General features: G+C 63.2%; 20 protein-coding genes. 8 read left to right on the top strand and 12 right to left on the bottom strand.

Going from position 1 to position 26,930, the window contains the following annotated elements:
• Positions 1-306: 306 nt before the first annotated feature.
• The 6 genes from BUC24_RS20045 to BUC24_RS20020 all read left to right on the top strand — a co-directional run bounded on the left by BUC24_RS20045 (position 307) and on the right by BUC24_RS20020 (position 9,110).
• A complete protein-coding gene (locus tag BUC24_RS20045) occupies positions 307-1,596 on the top strand; it encodes a nucleotide sugar dehydrogenase (protein ID WP_073220845.1) in 1,290 nt (429 codons plus the stop codon).
• 49 nt (positions 1,597-1,645) lie between these two features.
• Entirely contained in the window at positions 1,646-2,683 is a 1,038-nt protein-coding gene (locus BUC24_RS20040) for an SDR family oxidoreductase (protein ID WP_143167612.1), read from the top strand.
• 73 nt (positions 2,684-2,756) lie between these two features.
• The gene (locus tag BUC24_RS20035) at positions 2,757-4,157 is read left to right on the top strand and encodes a TIGR03013 family XrtA/PEP-CTERM system glycosyltransferase (RefSeq protein ID WP_073220842.1); all 1,401 of its coding nucleotides are present in this window, start codon (positions 2,757-2,759) and stop codon (positions 4,155-4,157) included.
• A 67-nt stretch (positions 4,158-4,224) separates the two neighbouring features.
• The gene (gene prsK, locus BUC24_RS20030; protein WP_073220839.1) at positions 4,225-6,300 is read left to right on the top strand and encodes an XrtA/PEP-CTERM system histidine kinase PrsK; all 2,076 of its coding nucleotides are present in this window, start codon (positions 4,225-4,227) and stop codon (positions 6,298-6,300) included.
• A 15-nt stretch (positions 6,301-6,315) separates the two neighbouring features.
• A complete protein-coding gene (prsR, locus tag BUC24_RS20025; RefSeq protein ID WP_073220836.1) occupies positions 6,316-7,677 on the top strand; it encodes a PEP-CTERM-box response regulator transcription factor in 1,362 nt (453 codons plus the stop codon).
• A 5-nt stretch (positions 7,678-7,682) separates the two neighbouring features.
• Positions 7,683-9,110: a right-handed parallel beta-helix repeat-containing protein gene (locus BUC24_RS20020; protein ID WP_073220833.1), complete on the top strand. Its 1,428-nt coding sequence runs from the start codon at positions 7,683-7,685 to the stop codon at positions 9,108-9,110.
• Here the strand turns inward: BUC24_RS20020 and BUC24_RS20015 are convergent.
• The 5 genes from BUC24_RS20015 to BUC24_RS19995 are packed head-to-tail and all read right to left on the bottom strand — an operon-like array spanning position 9,098 to position 13,201.
• A complete protein-coding gene (locus BUC24_RS20015; RefSeq protein ID WP_073220831.1) occupies positions 9,098-9,922 on the bottom strand; it encodes a hydrolase 1, exosortase A system-associated in 825 nt (274 codons plus the stop codon). The two genes, BUC24_RS20020 and BUC24_RS20015, sit on opposite strands and share 13 nt — an antisense overlap.
• The gene (locus tag BUC24_RS20010) at positions 9,915-10,730 is read right to left on the bottom strand and encodes a hydrolase 2, exosortase A system-associated (protein WP_073220827.1); all 816 of its coding nucleotides are present in this window, start codon (positions 10,728-10,730) and stop codon (positions 9,915-9,917) included. Before BUC24_RS20010 ends, BUC24_RS20015 begins: the two co-directional genes overlap by 8 nt.
• A 2-nt stretch (positions 10,731-10,732) precedes the next feature.
• Positions 10,733-10,978 (bottom strand): acyl carrier protein, encoded by a 246-nt coding sequence (locus tag BUC24_RS20005; RefSeq protein WP_073220824.1) that lies wholly within the window; start codon positions 10,976-10,978, stop codon positions 10,733-10,735.
• Positions 10,968-12,014: a GNAT family N-acetyltransferase gene (locus tag BUC24_RS20000; protein WP_073221611.1), complete on the bottom strand. Its 1,047-nt coding sequence runs from the start codon at positions 12,012-12,014 to the stop codon at positions 10,968-10,970. The genes BUC24_RS20005 and BUC24_RS20000 overlap by 11 nt, the downstream gene beginning before the upstream one ends.
• Positions 12,011-13,201 (bottom strand): DegT/DnrJ/EryC1/StrS family aminotransferase, encoded by a 1,191-nt coding sequence (locus BUC24_RS19995; RefSeq protein ID WP_229448456.1) that lies wholly within the window; start codon positions 13,199-13,201, stop codon positions 12,011-12,013. Before BUC24_RS19995 ends, BUC24_RS20000 begins: the two co-directional genes overlap by 4 nt.
• A 77-nt stretch (positions 13,202-13,278) precedes the next feature.
• On the opposite strand from BUC24_RS19995, the gene BUC24_RS19990 reads away from it, so the two are divergent.
• A complete protein-coding gene (locus BUC24_RS19990; RefSeq protein WP_073220820.1) occupies positions 13,279-14,850 on the top strand; it encodes an acyl-CoA ligase (AMP-forming), exosortase A system-associated in 1,572 nt (523 codons plus the stop codon).
• Positions 14,847-16,082, top strand: a complete 1,236-nt coding sequence (locus tag BUC24_RS19985; RefSeq protein WP_073220818.1) for a pyridoxal-dependent decarboxylase, exosortase A system-associated — start codon at positions 14,847-14,849, stop codon at positions 16,080-16,082. The genes BUC24_RS19990 and BUC24_RS19985 overlap by 4 nt, the downstream gene beginning before the upstream one ends.
• Positions 16,083-16,085: 3 nt before the next feature.
• On the opposite strand, the gene BUC24_RS19980 is transcribed toward BUC24_RS19985, so the two are convergent.
• From BUC24_RS19980 to BUC24_RS19945, 7 genes are read right to left on the bottom strand one after another with little or no spacing between them, the layout of a single operon-like run.
• Positions 16,086-17,534: an MOP flippase family protein gene (locus tag BUC24_RS19980; protein ID WP_073220815.1), complete on the bottom strand. Its 1,449-nt coding sequence runs from the start codon at positions 17,532-17,534 to the stop codon at positions 16,086-16,088.
• Positions 17,524-19,863, bottom strand: coding sequence for a polysaccharide deacetylase family protein (locus tag BUC24_RS27360; RefSeq protein ID WP_229448453.1), 2,340 nt, complete (start codon positions 19,861-19,863; stop codon positions 17,524-17,526). The genes BUC24_RS19980 and BUC24_RS27360 overlap by 11 nt, the downstream gene beginning before the upstream one ends.
• Entirely contained in the window at positions 19,856-21,046 is a 1,191-nt protein-coding gene (locus BUC24_RS19965; protein ID WP_073220812.1) for a glycosyltransferase family 4 protein, read from the bottom strand. Before BUC24_RS19965 ends, BUC24_RS27360 begins: the two co-directional genes overlap by 8 nt.
• The gene (locus BUC24_RS19960) at positions 21,043-22,257 is read right to left on the bottom strand and encodes a TIGR04063 family PEP-CTERM/XrtA system glycosyltransferase (protein WP_178372586.1); all 1,215 of its coding nucleotides are present in this window, start codon (positions 22,255-22,257) and stop codon (positions 21,043-21,045) included. Before BUC24_RS19960 ends, BUC24_RS19965 begins: the two co-directional genes overlap by 4 nt.
• A complete protein-coding gene (locus BUC24_RS19955) occupies positions 22,257-24,164 on the bottom strand; it encodes an XrtA/PEP-CTERM system amidotransferase (RefSeq protein WP_073220809.1) in 1,908 nt (635 codons plus the stop codon). The genes BUC24_RS19960 and BUC24_RS19955 overlap by 1 nt, the downstream gene beginning before the upstream one ends.
• On the bottom strand, positions 24,152-25,324 hold the full coding sequence (locus tag BUC24_RS19950; protein ID WP_229448451.1) for a TIGR03088 family PEP-CTERM/XrtA system glycosyltransferase: 1,173 nt from the start codon (positions 25,322-25,324) through the stop codon (positions 24,152-24,154). The genes BUC24_RS19955 and BUC24_RS19950 overlap by 13 nt, the downstream gene beginning before the upstream one ends.
• Positions 25,321-26,928 carry a polysaccharide deacetylase family protein gene (locus BUC24_RS19945; RefSeq protein ID WP_073220804.1) on the bottom strand — a complete coding sequence of 536 codons (1,608 nt, stop codon included), beginning with the start codon at positions 26,926-26,928 and terminating at the stop codon, positions 25,321-25,323. Before BUC24_RS19945 ends, BUC24_RS19950 begins: the two co-directional genes overlap by 4 nt.
• Positions 26,929-26,930: the final 2 nt, after the last annotated feature.

The raw sequence follows: 26,930 nt of genomic DNA, 5'->3' as shown, positions 1-26,930 counted from the left end.
CGCGTGGCAGCAGTAACGCCAGCGGGCGCGTGTCAAAACAGCGTCACATTGCTTGCATAAACTGCTGGTTCTGGAACGGGTGACATGCAGATTGCATAAAAGTGGCAAGCGCACGGCAAGGAAACACAGGGGGTGGTTTATGCGCCCCAAAATTTTGTCTATAGTGGTGTGTTTTTATCAATGTTTATATGAAGGTGATGTTGCCTTGCTGTAAATCTCATTGCTTTTTATATTGAGGCAATGCATAAAAATATGCTATTCTAGTTAGTATAATTGCAAAAACTAATTCTTAAACGGAACTTGATAATGAAATCAGATGATGTCGTCGCGGTAGTTGGCCTGGGTTATGTGGGTCTGCCTTTGGCCGTAGAGTTCGGTAAAAAACGCACCACCATCGGGTTTGATCTGTCCGCCACCAAGATCGAGGCGTATCGCCGCTTTGTCGATCCGACCGGCGAATTGTCCAGCGACGAACTGCGCGCGGCCAAGGGCTTGTCGGTCAGCACCGATCCCGCCGCGCTGCGCGACGCCGATTACATCGTGGTTGCTGTGCCGACCCCGGTGGACGAAGCCCACAACCCTGATTTCACGCCGCTCGCCGGCGCCAGCAAGACCGTCGGTCTGCACATGAAGAAGGGCGCGATTGTCATTTTCGAGTCCACCGTGTACCCGGGCGCCACGGAAGAAGTCTGCATCCCCATCCTTGAAAAGCATTCCGGCCTGAAATGGAAGCAGGACTTCCACGTGGGCTTCTCGCCAGAGCGTATCAATCCAGGCGACAAGGAACACACCCTGACCACCATCCTCAAGGTGGTTTCGGGCGACGATGCGCCTACGCTTGAGAGCATTGCCCGCCTGTACGAGTCGATCATCACTGCCGGCGTGTACCGCGCCTCCAGCATCAAAGTGGCCGAGGCCGCCAAAGTCATCGAGAATACCCAGCGCGACCTGAACATCGCCCTGATGAATGAACTGGCCATCATTTTCGACAAGATCGGCATCGACACGCTGGAAGTGCTCAAGGCGGCCGGCACCAAGTGGAACTTCCTGCCTTTCCGTCCGGGTCTGGTGGGCGGCCACTGCATCGGCGTCGATCCTTACTATCTGACCCACAAGGCCGAAATGATCGGCTACCACCCACAGGTGATCCTGGCCGGGCGCCGCATCAATGACGGCATGGCCAAATTCGTTGCCGAAAAAACCGTCAAGTCCATCATTGCCGCTGGTTTCCATGTCAAAGGTGCCAAGGTCAATGTGCTTGGTTTGACGTTCAAGGAAAACTGCCCCGATTTGCGCAACTCCAAGGTGGCGGACATTGTCTATGAATTGCAGAGCTACGGCGTGGATGTGCATGTCTACGATCCGGTGGCCGAGGCCGATGAAGCCCAGCACGAATACGGCATCCGCCTGGACCGCTGGGAAGACTTGCCGCGTGCCGATGCTGTGGTTGCTGCTGTCGCGCACAAGGAATTGATGGCCCGTCCGCTGGGCGACCTGCAATCCAAGCTCAATCCAAACGGTTGCTTTATCGACGTTAAGTCGCAGTTCGACAAGAACGCGCTGATCGAAGCTGGTTACAGCGTCTGGCGCCTGTAAGCGCACCGACAGCAGCCCGAACATGCATGGCTTGACCAGTAAAAAGGATATCGTGAATAAGTTTACCGAGGTGCAGGCGCAGTTGCGCGAGCAACGCCATCACTGGCTCGTGACCGGAGCGGCCGGTTTTATCGGCTCGAACCTGGTCGAGGCCTTGCTCAAGCTGGGCCAGCAGGTCACCGGCCTGGACAATTTTGCCACGGGCCACCAGCGCAATCTGGACGAGGTGCGCGAGCTGGTGGGCGCCAAGGCGTGGGCCAACTTCCGCTTCATCGAAGGCGATATCCGCCAGCTGGGCGATTGCGTGCGCGCCTGCGAAGGTGTCGACTTTGTGCTGCACCAGGCCGCGCTCGGTTCCGTGTCGCGCTCGATCCAGGACCCGATCACCACCAACGATACCAACGTCACCGGTTTCCTGAACATGCTCACCGCCGCGCGCGACGCCAAGGTCCAGCGCTTCGTGTACGCCGCCTCCAGCTCCACCTATGGCGACCATCCAGGTTTGCCAAAGGTCGAGTCGGTGATTGGCAATCCGCTCTCGCCGTACGCGGTCACCAAGTACGTCAATGAGCTGTTTGCCGATGTGTTTGCGCGCTGCTACGGCACCGAAACCATTGGCCTGCGCTACTTCAATGTGTTCGGCCCGCGCCAGGATCCGCACGGCGCTTACGCTGCCGTGATTCCCCAGTGGATTGCCGCGCTGATCGAAAACCGCGACCTGTTCATCAATGGCGATGGCGAAACCAGTCGCGACTTCTGTTTCATCGACAATGTCGTGCAAGCCAATTTGCTGTCAGCCATGGCCCCGGCCAGCGCCGCCAACCAGGTCTACAACGTGGCCCTGAATGAGCGCACCAGCCTGAACCAGCTGCACGCGATGATGCGCGATCTTCTCAGCAGCAAGTATCCCCACGTGGCAGACCATCAGCCACAGTTCAAGGATTTCCGCGCGGGCGATGTACGCCACTCGCAAGCGGACATTTCAAAAGCAGAAACCCTGCTTGGCTTTGCCCCTACCCATCGCATCGGCGAAGGCATGGAGCAAGCCATGGCGTGGTACATCGACCATCTCGACCGAACGCGCTGAGTGCAAGGTCGCGCTGGTGCCAGGTGGCACCGTGCTCGCTTCCCAGTAGGTAATAAGAATTCCGGAGGAAAAAGTGTTAAAGATCTCTAATCACTACGTGTCGAAAATAGTGTTCTTCCTATTGTTCGTCGAAGTCATGGTGCTGGTGGGCGCGGCCTATGCCGGCGCTGCCGTGCGCTTTTTCGACCTGGGCGGGGCCACCGGGCCCCATCTGGAACACTTCTTCCTCTCGGCAGTGTGCTTTGCGGTCGCCATCGTGTTTTCCATGAGCGCGATGGGCATGTACCAGCTCAACTTTACCGAAGGCTTGCGCAATCCCTTCTTCCTCAAGCTGATGCCCTCGTTCGCGATGGGCTTCGTGATTCTGACGCTGATCTTCTACATCGCCCCCGAACTGCAAATCGGCCGCGGCGTGCTGCTGGCGGTGTTCGTGATCGGTGCAGGCGGCATCTTTATTGCGCGCATGGTGTTCTTCAAGACCAGCGAACTGCGTTTCCTCGAGTCGCGCATCATCTTCCTCGGCGGCGGTCCGCTGGCCAAGGAATGCAGCGATCTGGCCATGCATAACACCAGTTACCACAAGTACGATATTGCCGGCTTCATTCCGATTCCGTCCGAAGAGTGCTGCGTGCCAACCAGCATGCTGCTCAAGGTGCGTGAAGGCGAGTCCCTCGCTTCGCTGGCAGCAGCCCACAATGTCGAAGAAATTGTCGTATCGGTGCAAAACCGCCGTGCCGGCTTCCCGATCAAGGAGCTGCTCGCTTGCAAGCTGCAAGGCATCAAGGTGACCGATGCCGCCAACTTCTTTGAACGCGAAACGTGCCAGATCCGGGTCGACTCGCTGCAGCCAAGCTGGCTGGTGTTCGGCGGCGGCTTTGACCAAAGCTTCATCCGTACCTTCATGAAGCGCGGCTTTGACTTGATCTGCAGCGCAATCATCCTGACCGTGTCGTTCCCGGTGATGGTGCTCACTGCGCTGGTCATCTATCTCGAAGACCGCTCGCCAATTTTCTATTCGCAGGAGCGGGTCGGTCTCGATGGCCGTCCGTTCAATGTGCTCAAGTTCCGCAGCATGCGCAATGACGCTGAAAAAGGCGGCAAGCCGCAGTGGGCGGCGCAAAACGATCCGCGCGTCACCCGCGTGGGCAACTTCATCCGCAAGACCCGGATCGATGAATTGCCGCAGATTCTGAACGTGTTCAAGGGCGAGATGAGCTTTGTCGGCCCGCGTCCGGAACGGCCTTATTTCGTCGAGCAACTCATCGATGTGGTGCCTTATTACAACGTACGTCACAGCATCAAACCCGGTATTACCGGCTGGGCCCAGGTTCGTTACGGCTATGGCGCATCGGCGGACGACGCCTTGCAGAAGCTGCAATACGACCTGTACTATGTAAAGAACAACAGTCTGTTCCTGGATATCCTGATCCTCATCGATACGCTCAAGGTCGTTCTGTTCCGCAGCGGTCGTTAATGCGAATGTGCGCGCGCAAGCCACGCTTGCGCGGGCGTTGGATGGCTGCCCTGATGGATGGTGCACATTGACCAGTATCGCAACCTACAGCTATTTGATCGCTGCCCTGGCGTTCGCGTTCCTCAGCCTGATGCTGATGACGCGCTGGCGCAGCCGTACCCAGGCGACGGCCATCACCATCGCGGCCCTGGCCAGCCTGGCCTGGAGCGCCACCATGTCCTGGTCTGCCGCTCATCCGGCGGAATGGTCGGCCTGGAACGATTGCGTCGAGGTCATTCGCAACGGCGCCTGGTCCGCCTTCCTGGTGCTCATGATCGGCAACTACCGCGATCCCGCCAGCAAGCTGCCGCTCAAGCTGACCGGCTGGGCGCTGGCGATGGCCGCCTTCTATCTGGTGTTTTTCCTTGCCACCGCAGCCGGCGCCTGGCATCTGGACTTCCTGCAGCAGGCGGGCCTGATGGCCAATGTCACGGCGCGCGTCGGCAGTGCCGTGCTGGGCATCGTGCTGGTCGAGCAGTTGTACCGCAACAAGCCACCGGCCGAGCGCTGGGCCATCAAGTTTGCCTGCCTGGGCATCGGCGGCATGTTTGCCTATGATTTTTACTTGTACAGCAACACCATGCTGTTCCACCAGATCGATATCGACATCTGGGCCGCGCGCGGTGTGATCAATGCGCTGACCGTGCCCTTGATTGCCATTTCCATGAGCCGCAGCGCCACCTGGTCGTCCGAAATGGCGCTGTCGCGGCGGGTGATGTTCCATTCGGCAGCCTTGTTTGGCTCGGCGATCTATCTGCTGGCCATGGGTTCGGCTGGCTACTATCTGCGCTACGTGGGCGGCAGCTGGGGCACGGTAATGCAAGCGGCCTTCCTGTTCGGGGCCTTGATTCTGCTGGTTGTCATTCTGTTCTCCGGCACCTTCCGTGCCTGGCTCAAGGTCTTCATCAGCAAGCACTTTTACAGCTACAACTACGATTATCGCGAAGAATGGCTGCGCTTTACCCGCACTTTGTCGGAAGATGGGCCAGGACTTGGCGTGCGCACCATTCAGGCGGTGGGCGAACTGGTCGAAAGTCCGGGCGGCGTTCTGTTTCTGCGTGCCGAAAGCGGCGCCTTTGAACCGGCTGCCTATTGCCAGGTGCCGGCGCGGGTGGTGAGCGAGGCACCCGATTCGCGGTTTTGCCGCTTTCTGGAAACCAAGCAGTGGGTAGTTGATCTGCAAGAATACGATGCCAATCCCGCCATGTACGAAGACGTGCCGATGCCGGACTGGCTGAACCAGTTCCAGCGCCGCTGGCTGGTGGTTCCGCTCATGATGCAAGGCAAGCTGTTCGGCTTCATGCTGCTGACCCAGCCGCGCAGCCCGGTGCCGCTGAACTGGGAAGTGATCGATCTGCTCAAGATTGCCGGCAGCCAGGCCGCCAGCTACCTGGCCCAGCAGGAAGCGGCGAACGCCCTGATGGTGGCGCGCCAGTTCGAGTCCTTCAATCGCATGTCCACCTTTGTGGTGCACGATCTCAAGAACCTGGTGTCGCAATTGTCGCTGCTCATTCCCAATGCCGAGAAGCACCGCAACAATCCAGAGTTCCAGCGCGACATGCTCGACACCGTCAAGCATTCGGTGCAGAAAATGACCCTGCTGCTGCAGCGCCTGTCGCGCAACGAGTCGCCCGAGCAACTGGCGCCTCTGCCACTGGACCAGGTTCTGCGTCAGGCGGTGGCGCTCAAGGCGGCGTTCGAGCCCCATCCGCTGGTCGACGTCAAGCAGGCCGGGCTGCAGGTGCTGGCCGACCGCGAACGCCTCGAGCGCGTGCTGGGCCACTTGATCCAGAACGCCATCGAAGCCACGCCCAAGGATGGCACGGTCACGGTGGCCCTGGTGCGCGACGACGCCAACGCGCTGATCACCATCACCGACACGGGCGAAGGAATGAGTGAAGAATTCATTCGCGAACGCCTGTTCAAACCCTTCGAAACGACCAAATCCGCCGGCATGGGCATTGGCGTATTCGAAAGCCGCGAGTACATTGGCGAATTGGGCGGCAAGCTCGATGTCGTCAGCGTGCCCGGCGAAGGCACCACCTTCCATGTCATTTTGCCGCTCCACCAACACGAAGCGCAAACGCTCGATTTCGCCGTATAAGGCCAGAGGATTGCTGTGACCCAAAGTAAACAAAAGCTGCTCATCATCGAAGACGACCCGGGACTGCAAAAGCAGTTGCGCTGGAGTTTTGACGCCTACGATGTGGTGGTCGCCGGCGACCGCGAAAGCGCGCTGGCCCAGATTCGCCGCCACGAACCGGCGGTTGTCACCATGGACCTGGGCTTGCCGCCCGACCCGGACGGCTCGACCGAAGGCCTGGCCACGCTGCAGCAGATCCTGGCGCTGGCGCCGGCCACGCGCGTGATCGTGCTGACCGGTAACCAGGACCACGCCAACGCGGTCAAGGCGATTGCCCTGGGCGCCTATGACTTCCACCAGAAGCCTTGCGACAGCGAAGTGCTGGGCCTGGTGCTGCAGCGCGCCTTCTTCCTGCACGCGTTGCAGCAGGAAAACCAGCGCATGCTGCAGCTGCAGGCTGATTCGCCCATGACTGGCCTGATCACACGCGACGCCGGCATGCAGAAGGTGTGCCGCATGATGGAGAAGGTCGCACCCACCACGGCCTCGGTCATGGTGCTGGGCGAAAGCGGCACCGGCAAGGAAGTGCTGGCGCGCGCGCTGCATCAGCTCTCGCCGCGCGCGAACAACCGCTTCATGGCCATCAATTGCGCCGCGATTCCCGAAAATCTGCTCGAGAGCGAATTGTTCGGCTACGAAAAAGGCGCGTACACGGGCGCCGCCAAGCAAACCAAGGGCAAGGTCGAACTGGCCCACGGCGGCACTTTCTTCCTCGATGAAGTGGGCGACCTGCCCATGGCGCTGCAGGCAAAGCTGCTGCGCTTTTTGCAGGAACGCGTGATTGAGCGCGTGGGCGGGCACGAAGAAATTCCGGTCGATGTACGCATCGTCTGTGCGACCCACCAGAACCTGAAAGACCTGACCGCTGCCGGCCGCTTCCGCGAAGACTTGTACTATCGCTTGTCCGAGATCGTGGTCACCATTCCGCCGCTGCGCGCGCGCCTTGGCGACGCGGCCCTGCTGGCCCACCATTTCAAGAACAAGTTCAGCGCGCAGGAGTCGCGTTCGGGCTTGCATTTCTCGTCCGAAGCCATGAGCGCCATCGAAACCTATGGCTGGCCCGGCAACGTGCGCGAAATGGAAAACTGCATCAAGCGCGCCGTCATCATGACGGACGGCCCGCAGATCAGCGCCGACGATCTGGGCCTGTCAGCCGCCGCGCCCGAAGACGAGCCGCTCAACCTGCGCCAGGTGCGTGACGAGGCCGAGCACAAGGCGCTGATCAAGGCACTGGCCCGGGTCGATGGCAACATCGTCAAGGCATCCGAACTGCTGGGGATCAGCCGCCCCACCATGTACGACCTGATGAGCCGTCACAACATCAAGACGGGGACCTGATCCCGATGGCACGCGCGCTGCGCTGGCTGGCCGCTCTGCTGCTGCTTGGCCTGCTCGCTGCCGGCGTTGCTGCCTTCGTTTTGCAGCAGCAGAGTGTCACGCCGCGTGCGCTCGCGCCCTACATCGAAAAACGCAGTTCCGGACATAACCCCCTCATTACCGGGCTTGGCCAGTGGAGTGCCGACCTGCTGGTGCGGCTCGACCGCGGCGACGTGGTCGGCGGCGCCCCTGCCATCGGCGGCGTGGGCGCGCGTGCCGCGGCGGTGCCCGCGCCAGCAGCCGGCACCGTGCGGCTGGTCTCCACCAGCGACGATGCGCGCCGCGCGCTGGCCGAAGCTGCACCTGGCGACGTCATCACCTTCCTGCCCGGCGTGTACCGCTTCGAGCGCACCCCGCTGACAGCTGGCCGCGCCGGTACCGCCCTGGCACCGATCGTGGTGCGCGCCGCCGCGCCGGGCAGCGTCACCATCGAGATGGACCTGGCCGAAGGATTTCAGGTCAGTGCCCCGCACTGGTATTTTGAAAATCTGACCATTCGTGGCACCTGCAAGGTGCAGGCCAATTGCGAGCACGCCTTCCACGTGGTGGGCGCCGCGGCCGACTTCAGAGCGCGTAACAACACCATTGTCGACTTCAACGCGCATTTCAAAATCAATGGCATGCGCGGCCAGTTTCCCGACCATGGCCGCATCGAGGACAATACCCTGCGCAACGACAGCGTGCGCGAGACCATGAATCCGGTCACGCTGATCGACCTGGTGGCCGCCAGCCACTGGCGCATCCGGCGCAACCAGATCAGCGACTTCGTCAAAGGATCGGGGGACCGCATCAGCTACGGCGCCTTCGCCAAGGGCGCGGGCAGTGACAATATCTTTGAACAGAACCTGGTGCTGTGCGAAGCGCGCCTGCAAGGCTTGCCTGGCCAGCGTGTCGGCCTGTCGCTGGGCGGCGGCGGCACCGGCAAGGACTACTGCCGTGACAAGCGCTGCATCGTGGAGCAGGAAAAATCGGAAATTCGTGCCAACCTCATTTCAGCCTGTTCCGATGATGGCATCTACATCAACAGCGCCGCGGCCAGCAAGGTCACGCACAATACGCTGCTCGATACGGGCGGCATCCAGGTCCGCTTCCCGGCCAGCAGCGCCGATATCGAGGGCAATCTGATTGATGGCGACATCCGCGCGCGCAATGGGGGCGCGGTGCGTCTGATCGATAACAAGACCACGCCAATTGCGCTGCTGTATGCGGGCTACCATCCGGTGCGAAGCCTGTTTGCCAACCCGGCAGCATTCAATTTTTCATGGAGTGGCGAACCGCCCAGGCGCGAACGGGGCGCCGACTTTGTGCCGGACCTGTGTGGCGCGGTCCGCGCCACCACGCTCTCTTACGGGGCGTTCGACGACATTGCTGCCTGCTTCGTTCAGAAGGACTGAACCCAGTCAGCGGTCCAGCGGGCGACCTGTTCGCTCCACTCCGCGCGCGAAAACGTATGGTCGGCTTTCGGCAGCGCGTGCCGCGTTACGCGCGGGGGCTGCATCAGCTGCTGCCACTTGTCCGAGGCGCCGGCCAGGTCCTCGAACTCGCGCGCAGTCAGATCGGCGCCGCTCAGAATCACCAGCGATTTGCCCTTGAATTCGGCCATGGCTGCGTGCATGCGGTCGGGCAGGGCGCCCGATGCCGGCTTGGCCGCGGCCGCACCCACAAGGCGGAACAGCGACGCCGCTGCCGCACGCACATTGAATCTGCCGCTGACGATTTTTTTCCAGAAGGCGCCCTCGAGCAGGCGCCCCCGGTAGTAATGCTTGATCGTGGCCTTGGCCGCGCCGGCGTCGGTGCGCACCCAGGGATTGAGCAGGACCAGCGCACCGACGCGGGCGTCGTTGCGTGCATACAGCATGGCCGCGGAGGCGGCGTCGCACAGGCCCCACAGCACCACTTCTTCGAGCTGCGGCACTTGCTGAAAAAAGGTATCGATTGCGGCGCGCAGGTCCTCGCCCACGTCCTCGAAGTCGCGCATGGCGCCTTCGCTGTCGCCCATGCCGCGGTAGTCAAAGCGCATGCAGGCTACGCCCGCACCAGCCAGGCTGCGCGCCAGCAGCGTGAACTGGCGATGGCTGCCGGCCCGGTACTGTGGTCCACCGACCACCACCAGTACGCCACGTTTGTGCGGTACAGCCGGTACGTGCGCGACGCCGTACAGCCAGTTGCCGGCGCAGGCAAAGGTCAGTGCGCGCTGTTCAGACATGCTGTGCATCCGTGAGCATTGCGCAGGTGGCTGCGATCAGTTCCGGGCATTCGGCAATTTCCTGGGTTGACCAGAAGGCGGCGCCAGCCACCTTGACCGGTGGCTGCTGGCCCCATGTTTGTGCCACGCGCCCTGCGGCCGGCGGCAGCGGGCGCTCGGCGGCAGCCACGATCTCAATCCAGTGGGTCGGGCATGCCGGTGCCAGTTGCGCCGCATCGAGTGCATCGATACGGGCGGCCAGTTGCGGAGCCAGTTCGTAACCGGCGATTTCCAGTGCGTGGCCTGCGTCGAGTTCAGCGCGCAGGGCCTTGGTACCGCCGCTGTTTGCACCCTCGTCCAGCATGTCGTTGGCAACTCGCAGGCGCAGGAATTGCGTCAGGTAGCTCGCGCCTTGCAGAACCGGCTGCCATAGCAGCAGTTGCGGCACCGGATTGGTGTGGGCATGCTCCAGCGCGAGCAGGGCGCCCAGGCGCAGGCCCCACAAACCGGCCGGACGGCCCAGTTGCTGCCCCAGCCAGGCACGCGCTGCGGCCAGGTCCGCGTGCCACTGCTCCCAACGGGCCTGGCCGAAGTCGCCATCGCTGTCGCCACAGCCGTACAGGTCGATCTGCAGCACGCCGTAGCCGGCCGCTGCCAGCGCGCGCGCCTGCAAGGCCGCCATGCGGCGCGATTTGTTCATTTCTTCGGCAAACGGATGGACGTAGACCAGCGCCCCGCGGCACGCCCCCACGGGGGCGTGGTACAGGCAGTAACGCTCTCCCGGCGGCACCGCCAGGAAAAATGCATGCGCGGGCGCGTGATCAGGCATCGTCAAGCCAGTTTGGCGGCCACAAAGTCGGCCAGGCTGCCCAGCGTTTCAAAGGTGGCTGCGCCGATTTCGTCGTCTTCGACGGTGATGCCGAAATGTTCTTCCAGCGCGGTAATCAGGTTCACCACTGCCATCGAATCGAGCTCCGGAATGCTGCCCAGCAGAGTGGACTGCGCGTTCAGGGACTGGCCTTGCGGGCCCAGTGCGAGTACGTCGATCAGGATTTGCTTTACATCGTCAAGATACATGGTCTTCTTTCGGGGTGCGGCTGCGGCGCGACTGCCACAGAGCGTGCAGGCGGCCCAGGGCCGGCCAGCGGTAGTAATTAACATGGTACAGAGTGCGCACCTCGTCGGTCCAGCGCGTGTGCCACTCCATCACCTTGCCATAAAATTCGAGCCGTGCGAAGCGGCCACTGTCAAACAGGCTGCGGCAGGCTTCTTCGCGCATCAGCAGCGTCGGCGACAGGCTTTTTGGCACACTCTCGTCGTAGGTGGTCTTGAGTACGATGATCTGCTGCGCATCCTCGATGCACAGGTCCATTGCCACCAGCTGCTGATCAAACCAGTAGCGGTAGATACTGCCTGCGTCACGCCGGCAGAAGCCTTCGAGCATGGCGCGGTAATAGCGGCCCTGATCGTTGTCGGCGCTGACGGCGGTGCCGCCGCCAGCCTTCCAGCCGGCGCTCTCGAGACGGCCGTAGTCGGCCACGGCTGCAGCCACATCCTGCGCGCTGCGGCTCACTTGCATGCGCAACGCGACACCATCTTTCTCCAGCTTGGCGCGCTGCTTTTTCAGGTTGCTGCGCAAATTCTTGCCGCGCGCATTCCAGTAGTCGTCGAAGCTGCCGCGCAGGGTGATTTTGGCGGTATCGATGTAATCCATGGTGCGCAGCTGGCTCGATGGTGCGGGCCGTGGCAGCAGGTCGGGGTCGCACTGGGTCAGGCCGAACACCAGCGGCACACCTGGCAGCGCACCCATCAGCGTTTCCAGCAGGGGCGCCAAGGCCAGATCGTGCGCCTGCAGCCACAGTCCGATGGGGGCCTGCGCCGGCTGAAAGCTGGCCCAGCGGCCCTTGCCCTGCGGCGTAATGACAGCCATGGCGATGGTGCGGCCCCCATCTTCGCAATGGGCCAGCAGCTCCACGCCGCTGCCAAATTCAGTCAGCAGCGGCGCCACAAACTCGTATGCCAGCATGGGGGAGGCCTGGCATTGGGCATGCAGCGCATTCCATGCGTTCGCGTGCGCGCCAAACTCGCTTGCCGGTGTGAGGCGCCACTTCATGTGCATACCGCCTTGTCAATGGCGTCAATCAGCCACGCCATTTCGTCCGGTTGCAGTTCCTGGTGACACGGAAAGCCCAGCACGTGGCGTGACAGGTGCACACTGTTGGCGCACACGCTGGCATCAACGCCCGGCCACAGCGTCTCGGCAAAGCGCGTCATCGGCACGCCCGCTGCCAGCAGGCGCTGGACCAGTGGCTCGGGATCGTCCACCAGCAGTGGAAACAGCCAGGGGCAGGTCCCTTCGGGCAGTTGTGCGTGCAGCGGGCGGCAGCCTGGCAGGCTGCCCAGGGCATTGGCCAGTTCGGTGTAATTGGCCCGCCGCCGCACCACGATGCGGCCGTGCGAGGCATGCCCCAGCACTTGGCGCGAAAAGAACGAGGAGCGCTTGTCAAGCCAGCGCGGATCGAATTCGTAGCTGCTGTCGGACGATGATGGCGTCAGGGCGGGCGCACCGCCCCGTTTGACCAGGCGCCAGACCAACGCCTTCACGCGCAGCGGCAGCCACAAGGCCGCGTGCACCAGCGGCAGACGGCGCCAGGAAAAACTGTTTTCCAATGCGTTGAGTGCCGCTTTGGCTTCGAACCCCAGGCCGGCCGAGTGGGGCGCGGGAGTCGTCAGCGCGTGGCGCGCCGACACCAGGGCGCCGCCTTCGTAAATGGGAAAAAATTTCATGCTGCTGGCAATGGCGTAGTCGCCCCAGGAGCCCAGCGAACGGCCGCCGTGGCGCCCAAAAAAGGCATGGGCGCAGTCTTCCAGCAAGGCGATGCCGTGGCGGTCGCAAAATGCGCGCACGGCCGCCAGCGGCTGGGGAAAGCCGAAATAGCTGGTCACCATGATGGCTTTGACCGAGGCATCGAGCTTGCTGGCCACATCGGCCAGATCGATGGCCGCATCGGCGCCAACCTTGTAGAACTGCGGACGCGCGCCACAGGCAAGGACCGGCGCCACCATCGACATGCTGTGGTAGGCCGGTACCAGCACGCTATCGCCGGCGCGGATGCCCATTTCACGCAAGGCGAGGGCAATTGCAATGCGCCCGCTGGTAACCAGGCGCACGGCGCCGGCATCGAGCACCGAGGGCGGCTGCGGCAAGCCGCCGGAAACAAACGACGCGCGCGACAGGACTGGTGCGAGCGGAACCCGTGGACGTCCTGTGGCTGGTGGGGCAATCGTTGTGAGCATCATTCAGTATAAACGGTGCAAGCCCGGTTGGTCGAGGTGTTAAGATGACACCTTTGATGTGCCCGAAAAACAGGGTTTTAATGAGCGACCTGGTTCACGACTTCATCTTCTGTTCGGCGCGCCGTACGCCTGCCGCGCCGGCCCTCGCTTACGGCGCCGCGCGGCTCGATTATGCCGCTCTGGCCCAGGCCGTGGCGGACGCTTCGCAGACGCTGCTGGGCGCCGGCATCGGGCGCGCGGAACGGGTCGCCGTGTATCTGGAAAAGCGCATCGAAACCGTCGCTGCCTGCTTCGGCGCCAGCCTGGCCGGTGCCGTCTTTGTGCCGGTCAATCCCCTGCTCAAGGCCGAGCAGGTGGCGTACATCCTGGCCGACTGCAACGTGCGTGTCCTGGTCACCTCGGTCGAGCGCCTGCGGCTGTTGCTGCCAGTGCTGGCCAGCTGCCCCGATCTGCGCACCGTGCTGCTGGCCGGCGCGCCGGCCGACATCCCGCAGGTGCCCGGCCTGACGATCCGCCCGTGGGAAGCAGGCGCGGGTAGCGCACAGCCGCACCGGGTGATCGACACCGACATGGCCGCCATCCTCTACACATCGGGCAGCACCGGCAACCCCAAGGGCGTGGTGCTGTCGCACCGGAACATGGTGGCCGGCGCCGTCAGCGTGGCCAGCTATCTGGCGCTCACACCAGCCGACCGGGTCCTGGCCGTGCTGCCGCTCAGTTTTGACTACGGCCTGTCCCAGCTGACGACCGCTTTCCATGCGGGCGCCAGCGTGGTCCTGATCAATCATCTGTTTGCGCGCGATATCGTCAAGGCGGTGCAGGAAGAAGCCATTACCGGCCTGGCCGCCGTGCCCCCTTTGTGGATGCAACTGGCGCCGCTGGCCTGGCCTGCCAACTGCAGCTTGCGCTATCTGACCAATTCGGGCGGCGCCATGCCGCAGCCCACCGTTGCTGCCCTGCGCGCGGCGCTGCCCAATGCCGACCTGTTTCTCATGTACGGACTGACCGAAGCGTTTCGTTCGACCTATCTGCCGCCGTCGGAACTGGCGCGCCGCCCGGACTCGATGGGCCGCGCCATTCCCAATGCCGAAATCATGGTGGTGCGGGCGGATGGCAGCCGCTGCGATCCGAACGAGCCGGGTGAACTGGTGCACCGTGGCGCGCTGGTCGCGCTGGGTTACTGGAACGATCCCGCCAAAACGGCCGAGCGCTTCAAACCCGCGCCCGGCCAGGACCCGGCGCTGCCGCTGCAGGAGATTGCCGTCTGGTCGGGCGACACTGTGCGCCAGGATGCGGAAGGCTTCCTGTATTTTGTGGGCCGCAGCGACGAAATGATCAAGGTTTCTGGCTACCGCATCAGCCCGACCGAAATCGAAGAGGTGGTGCACGCCACAGGCCTGGTCAGTGAAGTGGTGGCGTTTGGCGTGCCGCACCCCGTGCTGGGGCAGGCCATCGTCGTGCTGGCAGTGGCAAGCGGCACCGATGCCGATGCCTTGCTCAAGCACTGCCAGCGCCGCCTGCCTGCCTATATGGTGCCGGCCCATATCGCGCTGCATGCCGGGACCTTTCCGCGCAACCCGAACGGCAAGATCGACCGCAAGCTGCTGCGCCTTTCCTATACAACGCTGTTTGAAAGTACCCCCACACCATGAGCGGTTCCAAGCCGGTGCACGCACCGCAGACCCAGTTCCCTGTCATTGACGACTGCCTGCAAGTGGGCGGCATGCCGCTCACGCGGCTGGCGCAGCGGGTGGGCAGCACGCCGTTTTATGCCTATGACCGCGCGCTGCTCAGCAAGCGGGTGGCCCATTTGCGCGCCCACCTGCCGCCGCAGGTGGCGCTGCATTTTTCGATCAAGGCAAACCCGATGCCGGCCCTGGTGCAGCATATGGCCACGCTGGTTGACGGCCTCGATGTGGCCTCGGGCGGCGAAATGAAGGTCGCGCTCGATACCGGCATGGCACCAGGCCGCATCAGCTTTGCCGGTCCCTGCAAGTCGGATGCCGAACTGTCGCAGGCACTGGCTGCCGGGGTGTGCGTTAACATCGAATCGGAGCGCGAAATTCGCGTACTGGCCGCGCTGTCGCAACAATCCGGCGTCGGCGCGGCGGCGGTATTGCGGGTCAATCCGGACTTCGAATTGCGCTCATCGGGCATGAAGATGGGCGGCGGTGCCAAACAGTTCGGCATCGACGCCGAACAGGTGCCGGCCATGCTGGCGCTAGCGCACGGCGCCGGTATCGAGATTCGCGGTTTTCAGATTTTCAGCGGCTCGCAAAGCCTGAAGGCCGACGCCATCATCGACGCCCAGTCGCAGACGGTGGAACTGGCACTGCGTCTGGCGGCCGAGGCACCGGCGCCGATTCGCGCACTGAATATCGGCGGCGGCTTTGGCATTCCGTACTTTCCTGGCGAAGCCGCGCTCGATATCGCCCCCATTGGTGCCCACTTGGCGCAGCTGCAGCAGCAGGTCGCCAGCGCACTGCCGCAGGCGCAGCTGGCCATTGAACTGGGACGCTATCTGGTGGGTGAAGCGGGTGTGTACGTGGCCCGGGTAATCGACCGCAAGGTCTCGCGCGGCCAGGTGTTCCTGGTGACGGATGGCGGTCTGCATCACCACCTGGCAGCATCGGGTAACTTCGGCCAGGTGATTCGCAAGAACTATCCGGTCGTGATTGGCAACCGCGTTGCGCAACAACCCGATTCGCCGGCCTATGTGGTCGGTCCCTTGTGCACACCGCTTGATCTGCTGGCAGACAAGATGGACCTGGGCCACGCCCAGGTGGGCGACCTGGTGGTGGTGTTCCAGTCGGGCGCTTATGGCCTGTCGGCCAGCCCCGCCAGCTTCCTCAGCCATCCGCAGGCAGCTGAAGTACTGGTCTGACGCTTACGCTGCCTGTTTGCGAATGCCTGCCGTGTGCAGGAATTCCAGCAGCAGCTTGCGGTTGAACAGCCAGGTAAAGCCGGTGTAGGCCACCGCGCCCAGTGCGATGTAAGCCACCAGCAGCACGCCTGGTGCAAAGCGGCCCCTGAGTGCCATATCGGCGCCAAAAATCACGATGAACATCAGCAGACTGCAGATCGTGGTCGGGCGCAGAGCGTCGACGACAGCGCCAACCCGCATGTCAATTAGCCGCAGCGGCACGGCAAAATAATGGTAGCTGAGCAGCAGGGTGGCAATGGTGAAGCCTGCTGCCACGCCAATGATCCCCCACTGCAGGCCGATGACCAGACCGGCGATCACGAACAGATTGGTGAACACGCCCCAGCGCAGCTGCAGATCGGCGCGGCCCATCGCCATGAAGATCGATCCGGTGGTGGTGGTGATGGAGCGGATCGCGGCGACTGGTGCAAACAGGGCCAGCAGGGTGATCACGGGCGTCCATTTGGGACCGAACACAGTCATCACGAACGGCTCGCGCGTGGCCAGCAATCCCAGCATGAGCGGGAAAGTGATAAAGGCAATCGCCTCGGCCGAGCGCAGGAAGGCTTGGCGGAAGCGTGGCAGATCGTCCTGTGCGCGTGCGTAAAACGGCAGCATGACTTTGCCGAAGACGGCCGAAATGGCTTGCATCGGGAAGGTCATCAGCTTGTAGGCAAGGTCGTAGTAGCCCAGCGCTTCACTGCCCAGGTAGCGCCCGATCAGGAAGTTGTCGACGTTTTGCGCGAAGTAAAAGAAGACGTTGAAGACTGCCAGATTCAGGCTGTAGCTCATCACCGAGCGCACTTCGCCCCAGTGGAACATGAAGCGTGGACGCCAGCTGCTGACGAACCAGATCAGCACCAGGAACACGGCGCTGTTGGCCACCACCTGGTACACCAGGCTCCATACGCCATGGCCAAGCAGGGCGCCGCCAATGCCGACCGTGTACGACACAGCCGCTGCCGCCACTTCGATCTTGGCCAGGGTGATGAAGCGCATCTGGCGCTGCATCAGGCCATTGTGCACGATGGTCAGGGCCGACAGCAGGAACGATACCGACATGGCCATCAGCACCGGCGTGACGCGCGGCTCTTTGTAGAAGGCCGCTACCAGCGGCGCGCAGGCGATGGTCACCCCAGTGGCGAGCACGCCGAAGCCGACGTTAAACCAGAAGATGCTGGAGAACAGATCGTCGCTGACTTCCTTGCGCTGAATCAGCGCCGCGCCCGTGCCCAGGTCCTTGAAAATATCGATGAAGCCCAGCACCACGGCGGCCATGGCGACCAGGCCAAAGTCTTCCGGCAGCAGCAGGCGCGCCAGAATGATATTGACCAGCAGCGACAGGATGCGGCGGCCAAAGGTTGATACCGACGTCCACTTGATCCCGCTGACGACGTCTGCTTCAGACGCCATTGCCGACCGCCTGGTTGAGCACTGCCGCCAGCTGGCTTGCCCGGTGGGTGCGCGACGAGGATGCGATCAGTTCTTCGGTGGCGACGTAGGCGCGTTCGCTGCGCACCTCGTCCAGAAAGCGTTCCAGCACCGGCAGAATGGCCTCGCAGCTGTCCATCGATGCCACGCTGTCAAAGCCGGCGGCGCGCAGTACGCGGCAGGTTTCACCGCTGGTGTCGACCAGGCCGAGGATGGGTTTACGGGCACGGAAGTATTCGTAGATCTTGGCAGGAATCTGGGTGTTGAACGGTGTACCCTGGAACACCACCAGCGCGTCGGCAGCCAGCATTTCGGACAGGGCGGCGCGGTAAGGCACCGGTGGCTCGACAGCCACAATGTCGGTCACGCCGCATTTGTCGACCATGCCCTGGACTTCGTCGATCTCGCCTGGCGCGCGCAGGACCACGCGCAGCGTGTCGGCGCTGACCTTGCCGCCGGCCTTGAGCGCAGCAATGGCTTGCAGGAAGGGGGACGGGTCGCGCCCGGTCTGATACAGCACGCCGCTGTGAATGAGCGTGATGCGCGTGCCCGGTTTGGTCGGTACCGGTTCCTGGTCGCCGAAACCGTCTTCGTCGTAGCCGTTTTCGATCACGTGGAATTTCTCGGGTGCCAGCATCGGAAAGCGCTCGCGGTAGGAGTCGCGTGCGCTATGGGTGGTGAACACGGCCGCCGAGCAGCGCATGATGGTTTCGCGTTCGATCCAGGCGTAGATCTTGCGCTGCGGGCGCGACACCGGATACGAACTTTGCAGCATGGGATCGCGGAAGTCGGCCACCCAGGGCAGACCGGTCATGCGGTGCAGGGCAAGCGCGATCAGGTGCGAGGTCGCGATCGGGAAGGTGGACCACAACACTTGCGGCTTGTATTTGCGAATCAGCGACAGGCCGGTCGGCACGGCCGCAAACCACCACGAAATCCAGCGGTCGGGCAGGGCCAGTGCTTCGGGATAGCGGCCCTTGATGCCGATATGGCGCTTGGTGTCGAGCGCAAAGGCGCGCCGGACCACCAGCTGCTGCGGCACGCTGGCCAGCTGCGATGGATTTTGCACGCTGTAGGCACGCGGACTGGCCGACAGCACCATCGGCTCCCAGCCATTGGTGCCCAGATGGCGCGAAAAACTCAGCGTGCGCTGGATGCCACTGCTGGCCGCCTGCGGCGGAAAGTGAAATGCGGTGAGTAGTACTCTGTTATTCATGACTGGTTGTTTTCCGTGGGGCTCTCTACCCGCATGCCCGTCTTGCGGCGCAAGCGCCGGACGGGTCGATGTATGGTCGTGCGTGTGGTACTGGTCATGCGCATGGTCGTAGCGCTCGTCCCATGCCAGCCAGCGCAGCAGGCGCAGGGCGAACAGGAAAGGCGTCTTGTCCCACGGCCGGCTGCGTGGCAGCTGGAAGCGGTCGTGGGTGCTGGTGACGGCGCCCACACTGGTGGTGAAAGCGGCCGTAAATCCTGCTTCTTCGGCCATGCGCGTGTGGCGCTGGTCGAAATCCTTGCCAACTTTACCATTTGGGTAAGCAAACAGGCGCACGGGTTTGCCAATGATGGCTTCCAGGTCCTTTTTACCGCCTGCGATTTCCACGCGCGAGCTGTCGTCGTCCAGACTGGTGAGAATCGGATGCGAAATCGTGTGCGCGCCAATCTCGATGCCGGCGCGGTCCAGGTTGATGACCATTTGCGGGGTGAGCATCAAGCCGTTGTCGATGTCTTCGCCCACCAGCGCATCGAGCCGCTTGATCAGCTCCAGGCGCGCCTTGGGCGGCAGGTACTTGGACGCTTCGGTCAGTTTGCCGACAGTTTGCTTGCGGTCGCCCAGGCTGGCCAGCGAATACGCGCCCAGTCCCAGTTCGGACAGGTCAAGCTGACCGGCCGGCAGGTTCTGCACCGCTTCGATGATGCGGTCGTTCCACATGCTGCCGCCACCAATGTAGCCGGTGGTGACGAACACGGTGGCTGGCAGTTTGTATTCCTTCAGAATCGGCAGCGCCAGATCGTGCACCGAGCGGTAGCCGTCGTCGAAGGTGATGCAGACCGCGCGTGGCGGCATGCGTCCGGTCCCCAGCAGGGCGATTGCCTCGTGCAGTGGCAGCACGTTGAAGCACTTGGCCAGTGTGGCCATCTGCCAGCGGAAGGTGGCCACATCGGGCTCGGATTCGAGCAGCGGGTCCTTGTGCTCCAGGATGCGGTGGTAATTCACCACGCACAGGCGCTCGTTGCCCTTGCCGCTGCGGGCGAACAAATTGCCGGCACCGCGGATCAGGCTTTGCTGCAGACCGTTCAAGGCATCAGGCATGCTCTGGCACTCCCTCTTTCGCCAGTATGCGCCGGAACAGGGCCAGCTGGCCAGCGGTCGTCGCGTCCCAGCTGAAACGCTCGGCATAGCGGCGCGTGGCAGCGCGGTCGGGGTAGGCGCTGCGTAGCGCATTGACAGCGTCGGCCACGCCGCGCGCACTGCGTTCGCTCATGAGCAGACCCGCCTCGGGTGCCGCCACCACTTCGGGCGTGCCCCAGACGCGGCTGGCGATGACGGGGGTGCCGCATGCCATCGATTCGAGCAGCACATTGGCCCAGCCTTCGCGCTCGGACGGCAGCACCAAGGCGTCGGCGGCGCCATAATAGTCGCGCAGCTGGTTTTGCGGCAGCGCGCCCAGGAAGCGCACGCGCCCGGCCACGCCTTCGCTGTGCGCCAGTTGTTCCAGCATGGCGCGGTCAGGCCCATTCCCGGCCAGCAGCAGCTGCACATCGGGCAGCTGGGCCAGGGCGCCAATGGCCAGCGCCTGCGCCTTGACGGGCACAAGGTGGCCCACCGCGAGCAAAGTAAAGCCGTTCAAACCCAGGCGCGCGCGCACTGCATCGCGCTCGACCGGCTGGAACAGCTGCAGGTCGACGCCGTTACGCAGCGAGACAACCTTGGCGCCATCGACGCCCATGCGCAGCACTTCATCGCGCAGCGCATCGCACACCGTAATCACGCCGGCAGCCTGGCGCGCGGCCCAGTCGATCTGGGCACGCGGCTTCGGAAACGAGGGAATCAGGGTGATGTCGGAGCCGCGCGCCGTGATCACCACCGGCTTGTTGAAATACTGGCCCAGCAGCGCTGCGGCCACGCCATCAGGGTAAAAGTAATGGGCGTCGATCAGGTCGAAATCGAAGCCTTCGGCGATCATGCGCGCGATGACCGGGCGCACGGCATTGGCCAGCAGCTTCGGGGCCATGTTCATGCCGATTTTCGGCAGCACGGGGTAACGCGGGTGCAGCACCGGCACGCCGGAGCGCATTTCGGCTGCCGGCGCACGCGCGTGCGCGCTGTAGCTGCCAAAGCGCGGATGCTTGAACGGGAACCAGGGCACGGGTGCCACCACGCGTGCTTCGACCTGGCCGCTGGCGACCAGGTGGCGCAGGCGCGTCTCGACAAAAATGCCGTGGCCGGGCTTTTCCGCGTTCGGGAACAGCGTGCTGAACGTCAAAATCTTCATGCAGTCTGCTGCCCCGTCAGGCGGCCGTAGATCGCCTTGTAGCGGGCTACGCTGACTGGCCAGTTGCGCTCCGTTTCAACAAAATGGCGCCCGGCCGCGCGCAGCGCTGGCCATTGCTGCTGGCCGGCGAGCAGCTCGCCCACGTTTTCGGCCAGCGATTGCGGATCGTCCGACTTGAACAGCACCCCGGTTTTACCATGTTCGATCAGTTCCAGGTGCCCGCCCACGTCGGAGGCGGCCAGCACGCGGCCCTGGGCCATCGCTTCGAGCGGTTTGAGCGGCGTGACCAGGTCAGTCAGGCGCATCGACAGGCGCGGGTAGACCAGGACGTCGAGCAGGTCGTAGTAACGCGCCACCTGATCGTGCGGCACGCGGCCGGTAAATACCACCTTGTCTTCGATCTTCAGATCCTTGGCCAGCTGGCGCAGCTGCGCATCCTGGGGGCCGCCGCCGACCAGCAGCACGCGCAGATCGGGCTGTTTCGCGACCATGGCCGGTACCGCGCGCAGCAGGACGTCCAGTCCTTCGTAGGCATAGAACGAGCCGATAAAGCCGATCAGGCGCATGTCCTGCAGGCCCAGTGAACGTTTCAGTTCCAGGTCGGCCAGGCCGCCCACGGCGAACTTGTCGATGTCAACCGCGTTCGGAATCACCGTGACCTTGTCGGCTGCAATGCCGCGCGCGACGATGTCTTTGCGCAGGCCTTCGCAGATGGTGGTCACGGCGCTGGCGTTTTTCAGGGCGTAGGTTTCCAGCGCGCGTGTCAGGCGGTAGCGCAGGCCGTTTTCCTTGGCGGTGCCATGGTCGACAGCGGCGTCTTCCCAGAAGGCGCGCACTTCGTACACCACGGGGATGCCGAATTTTTTACCGGCGCGCAAAGCGGCAACCGCGTTCAGGCTGGGCGAATGGGCGTGCAGCACATCGGGCTTGATTTGCGGGATGATCTGCTCAAGACGGCGCGTCAGGCCGTCAATGACTTCCTTCTGGTTCAGCACAGGCAGCTTGGACAGCGCGCCCGTGCCTTTTGGCGTGCGGTAGAAATGCAGCCCGTCGACGTCTTCTTCCAGTGCGTCGGTCGGGCCTTGCTTGGAGCCAGTCACGTGGAAGGTTTCCCAGCCCAGCGCCTGCTGCTCGCGCAGAATCGATCGGGTGCGGAAGGTGTAGCCGCTGTGCAGCGGGATCGAATGATCGAGTACGTGCAGAATGCGCATCAGTGTGCTCCCGCCGAGGCGCCGTTCTTGCGCAGGAATGCTTCGAACATCAATACCGACCATAGTGTGACGGCGTGGTCCTGGGTGCCGGCTTGGTGTTGTTCGATCATTTGCTTCAGATAGCTTTCATTGAAAATACCGGTCTCCAGAAGCACCGGGTTAAGAACTGCCTTGCGCATCGATTCGTGCAAGGGTCCGCGCAGCCAGTCGCCAAGCGGAATGGTGAAGCCCATTTTTTTGCGGTACAGGATATCGTCGGACAGGAAGGGCTTGAGCGCCTTCTTGAAGATATGCTTGCCTTCGCCGTTGCGCAGCTTGGATGACGATGGCAGCCCGGACACCCATTCCACGAATTGATGGTCCAGCAGCGGCACGCGTACTTCCAGCGCGTGCGCCATGCTGGCGCGGTCGACCTTGGTCAGAATGTCGCCCGGCAGATAGGTTTTCATGTCGATGTACTGGATGACCGAGAGCGGATCGTCGGTCGGCGCATTGGCCGCGTGCGCACGCATCACTTCAATGGCACGGTAGCCTTGCAGGCGCTGGCGGAAGCTGCCCGAAAACAGCTGGTCACGCACGCGGTCCGACTGCACCGACACGCCGTGGAAGTAGCCTTCGACCAGATCGCGCGCCAGTGCTTCAAAGGTGGTCTTGGCGCGGAACATGCGCGGCGCCCAGTCGGCCTTGGGGTAGGTTTTGCCCAGGAAGCCAAACAGCGGTTTGCGCACTGTCAGCGGCAGCATCGAACGCACTTTTTCTTCGCCCATGGCGAAGCGGTGACGCCGGTAGCCGGCAAAGTTTTCGTCGCCGCCGTCGCCCGACAGCGCCACCGTCACGCGCTTGCGTGCCAGTTCGCATACGCGATAGGTGGGAATGGCCGAACTGTCGGCATAGGGTTCGTCGTACAGGCTGGCCAGGGTGTCGACCAGGCCGTAGTCGTCGGACTCCACGGTCTCGCGGTGGTGGTCGGTCTTGTACTGGGCCGCCACCTGGCTGGCGTATTCGGATTCGTCAAAGCGTGGATCATTGAAGGCGATCGAGCAGGTGTTGACCGGTTCCTTGGACAGGCCGGCCATCATGGCCACCACCGCGCTGGAATCGACTCCGCCCGACAGAAAGGCGCCCAGCGGTACATCAGCAATCAGGTGGCTCGATACCGCTTCGCGCAGGCGCGTTACCAGTTCGGCTTCCATCTCTTCGTCGCGCATGGGGGCGTGCGGTGTGAATGGCACGTCCCAATATTTTTTTGGCGCCGGTGCGCTCTGGCCCACCTTGAGCGTCAGGGTGTGGCCAGGTTCGAGCTTGAGCGCACTGGTGAAGATGGTGCGCGGCTCGGGCACATAGCCGTAGGCGAAATAGTCTTCCACGGCGCGCGGATCAATTTCGCGCGACAGGTTGGGCAGGCATAGCAGTGTCTTGAGTTCGGAACCGAAGGCCAGCATGCCGTCCGGCAGGAAGGCATAGTGCATCGGTTTGATGCCAAGGCGGTCGCGCGCCATGAACAGCACTTGCGCGTTGCGGTCCCAGATGGTGAAGGCGAACATGCCGCGCAGGCGCGGCACGCAGGCTTCGCCCCACTGCTCCCAGGCGTGCACGATGACCTCCGTGTCGCAATGGGTGCGGAAGGTGTGGCCCAGTCCCTGCAGCTCGGCCATCAGCGCCTGGAAGTTGTAGATCTCGCCGTTGAATACCACCACCACGCTGTGATCTTCGTTGAACAGCGGCTGCTGGCCGGACGCCAGGTCGATGATCGACAGGCGCCGGTGGCCAAAGCCAACTCCGGGCTCAAGGTGCAAGCCACCTTCGACCGGGCCGCGGTGGAACTGGGCCTCGTTCATCCGGTTCAGCAGGGCGCGGTCGATCTCTCGTCCACCGCGCATATCAAACAATCCGACTATTCCGCACATGGTGTGATGTTTTCTTTTGAATGGGTTTTACTTTTGCACAGGCGCGCATACAGGGCCGTGTAGGCCGCCAGCATGGCGTCGATACTGTATTTGCCGACCACCAGCGCGCGCGCGGCGGCGCCGTGGTGGCGCGCCAGCGCCGGGTCTTCGACGTAGGCTGCCAGGGCGCTGGCCATGGCCTGCGGGTCGCCGGATGGGACCAGGGCGCCGGTGTGGTTTTCGCGTACCAGGTCGGGAATGCCACCGACACGGGTCGATACCACTGGCAAGCCGCTGGCCATGGCTTCAAGCAGGGTGACCGGCGTGCCTTCGGCAATCGAGGACATGGCAAACAGCGAGAACGACTGCATGATCTGGGCAATGTCATTGCGCGCGCCCGTGAGCAGCACCGCGTCGCCCAGTCCGGCCGCGGCGACTTGCCGTTCCAGCGCGCCAAGCAGAGGGCCGGTGCCAACGATGACCAGCTTCATGCGATCGCGCTGGTGGGGCAGCAGGGCGCGCAGGGCGATGAAGGCGTCGATCAGGCAGGCGTGGTTCTTCACGTCCTGGACCCGGCCCACGGTGCCAATGACGAAGCTGTCGTCGGCAAAGCCGAACAGCGACGGTGCGGCAGGCGCGGGTGCGGGTGCAAAGCGGGCGGTATCGACGCCATTGTCGATCAGCAGGACCTTGTCGCGTGCGATGCCGACTTCGCGCAGCAGCCATTGCTGCAAGTCGTCCGAGACGGCCACATAGCAATCGATGAAGGGCGCCAGCAGGCGCCGCAGCAACTGGTGCTTGCGGTTCTTGCCCTGCGGGTCGGCCGCGTCGCGGCCATGTTCGGCGTGCACCCGCACCGGCACGCCGGCCAGGGTGGCCGTGAACGCATATTCGGCGCAGGCCAGATTGTAGGTGTGCAGAATGGTCGGGCGCAGGCGGCGCAGCAGGCGCCACAGGGTGGCGTGGGTGCCCAGACCCAGGCCGGGCTGCTTGTCCAGCGCGATCACTTCGACACCGGGGCGCGTGATGCGGTGGCGGAAGTCGGTGAACTTGGTCAGGCATATGATCGCGTGGCGGTACTGGTCGACCGGCATCTTGTTGATGGCTTCGACGATGAGGGTCTCGAGGCCGCCAAAGTCAAGCACATAGGTCAGGTGGACAATCAGGGGACGTTCGCTCATTGGGTCTTGTCCCATCCGCGCAGGCGCGCCTGCAGCGTGGTCAGGTCGAAGGCCCAGTTGACGCCGATCCTGCGAATGTTAAAGCGGTCCATGCTGGCGTCATTCAAGCCGCCGTAAGCGGAGAAGCAGGCCCCGTAACCGAGTTCGCGCATGGTCTCGATGCGCGCCGGCGTGATGTGCTTCTTGCGTCCATAAGGGAAGGCGATGTAGACCTGTTCCTGACCCAGTTCGGCGCGAATGTCGGCCAGCGAGCCCGCCAGTTCCTCGTGCGCCAGGGCGTCGTCGATCTCGGCCAGGTTGACGTGGTTGCGCGTGTGGCTGCCAAAGTGCAGGCCCCAGTCGCGCATCTGGCGCACCTGGTCCCAGCTCATGTTGTCCAGGCCGAAGCCGAGCGCACGCATGTCGTGGTCAAACGGCTTGTTGTCGCGGATTTTTTCGGTGCTGATGAAGAAGGTGCACGGCACCTGGTGCTTGATCAGTATCGGGGCCGCATGCTCGAAGTTGTCCAGATAGCCGTCGTCGAACGAGACCGCAATTACCGGCTTTTTGGCATGGCGGTCGATGTCGCCTTCGACGATCTGGCGCAGCGACACCACCTGGCAGTTGGCGGCCAGGTAAGCCATGTGCTGGTCAAAGCGCTCGATGCCGATGGTGACGTTGTCGCGGAACTGGTCGCTGACGCGGTGGTACAGCAAAATGATAACGCGCTGCTGGCCGGTCAGGCCGTGCCAGTAATTGATGGCAGGGGTCAGCAGCTGGGCATAACTGCGGAACATCAGATGTTTGGCCAGGCGCTTGGGCGCACTGCCACGCGAAGGATCGCGTGCGGCCAGCTGCGCCTTGACGCGCGCTTCGAGCGCCAGTGTGGGCCGGGTGTTGGTGTTGCCGCCCGCAGGCTGGGCACGGAACTGCGCCGTGCCGGCCACAATCGCGGCCACTGCTTCGGCCACCAGTTCCACCCCGACGCGGTGCAGTTTGATCTGCATGCCGGCCACGGTGGAAAAGGCGTCGACCGGGACCTCGCGCGCGAGCAGAATCTCGCCGGTATCCAGGCCAGCGGCCACCCGGTGCACGGTACAGCCGACGCTGGCCGCGCCTGCGTGCAGTTCCCAGAATGCCGGCGGCATGCCGCGAAAGTCCGGCAGCTTACCCTTGTGCAGATTGATGGTGCCCAGGCGGGGCAGTTCGAACAGTGCGCTTTTCAGAATCGGCGCGCCCAGGGCAATGCCCAGGTCCGCCTGCTGCGATTGCACGAAGGCGCAGGCTTCGGGACCGTTGATGGCGCTGAACTGGCGCACGGCGATGCGCGGGTGGCTGGCCAGCGCAGCCGAGCCGTACATGCGGCCCGGACGGTCCGGACTGGCCACGGGCGATTGACGGCCACGGCCCAGCAACAGGCTGACGATTTCGGCGCCCTGATACGGTACCCAGCGCCAGCCGTGGCGGCTCAGGTTGCGCACCTGGTTGCGCAGCAGGCGCTTGAGCGGCTTGTGCGCCACCTGCTGAACGATTGTGAAGCGGGCATCCGGAAAACGCTCGGCCAGGGTGATGACACCCCAGCGCACGTTGAAATCCAGATTGGCCGTGAAAATAATGATGTGCATGG

It is taken from the genome of Massilia sp. CF038 (genome assembly GCF_900129765.1).
In the GTDB taxonomy this organism is placed as follows: domain Bacteria; phylum Pseudomonadota; class Gammaproteobacteria; order Burkholderiales; family Burkholderiaceae_D; genus Telluria_A.
Note: the sequence above shows the minus strand (reverse complement) of the source record. Positions and strands in the feature narration are given on the sequence as shown.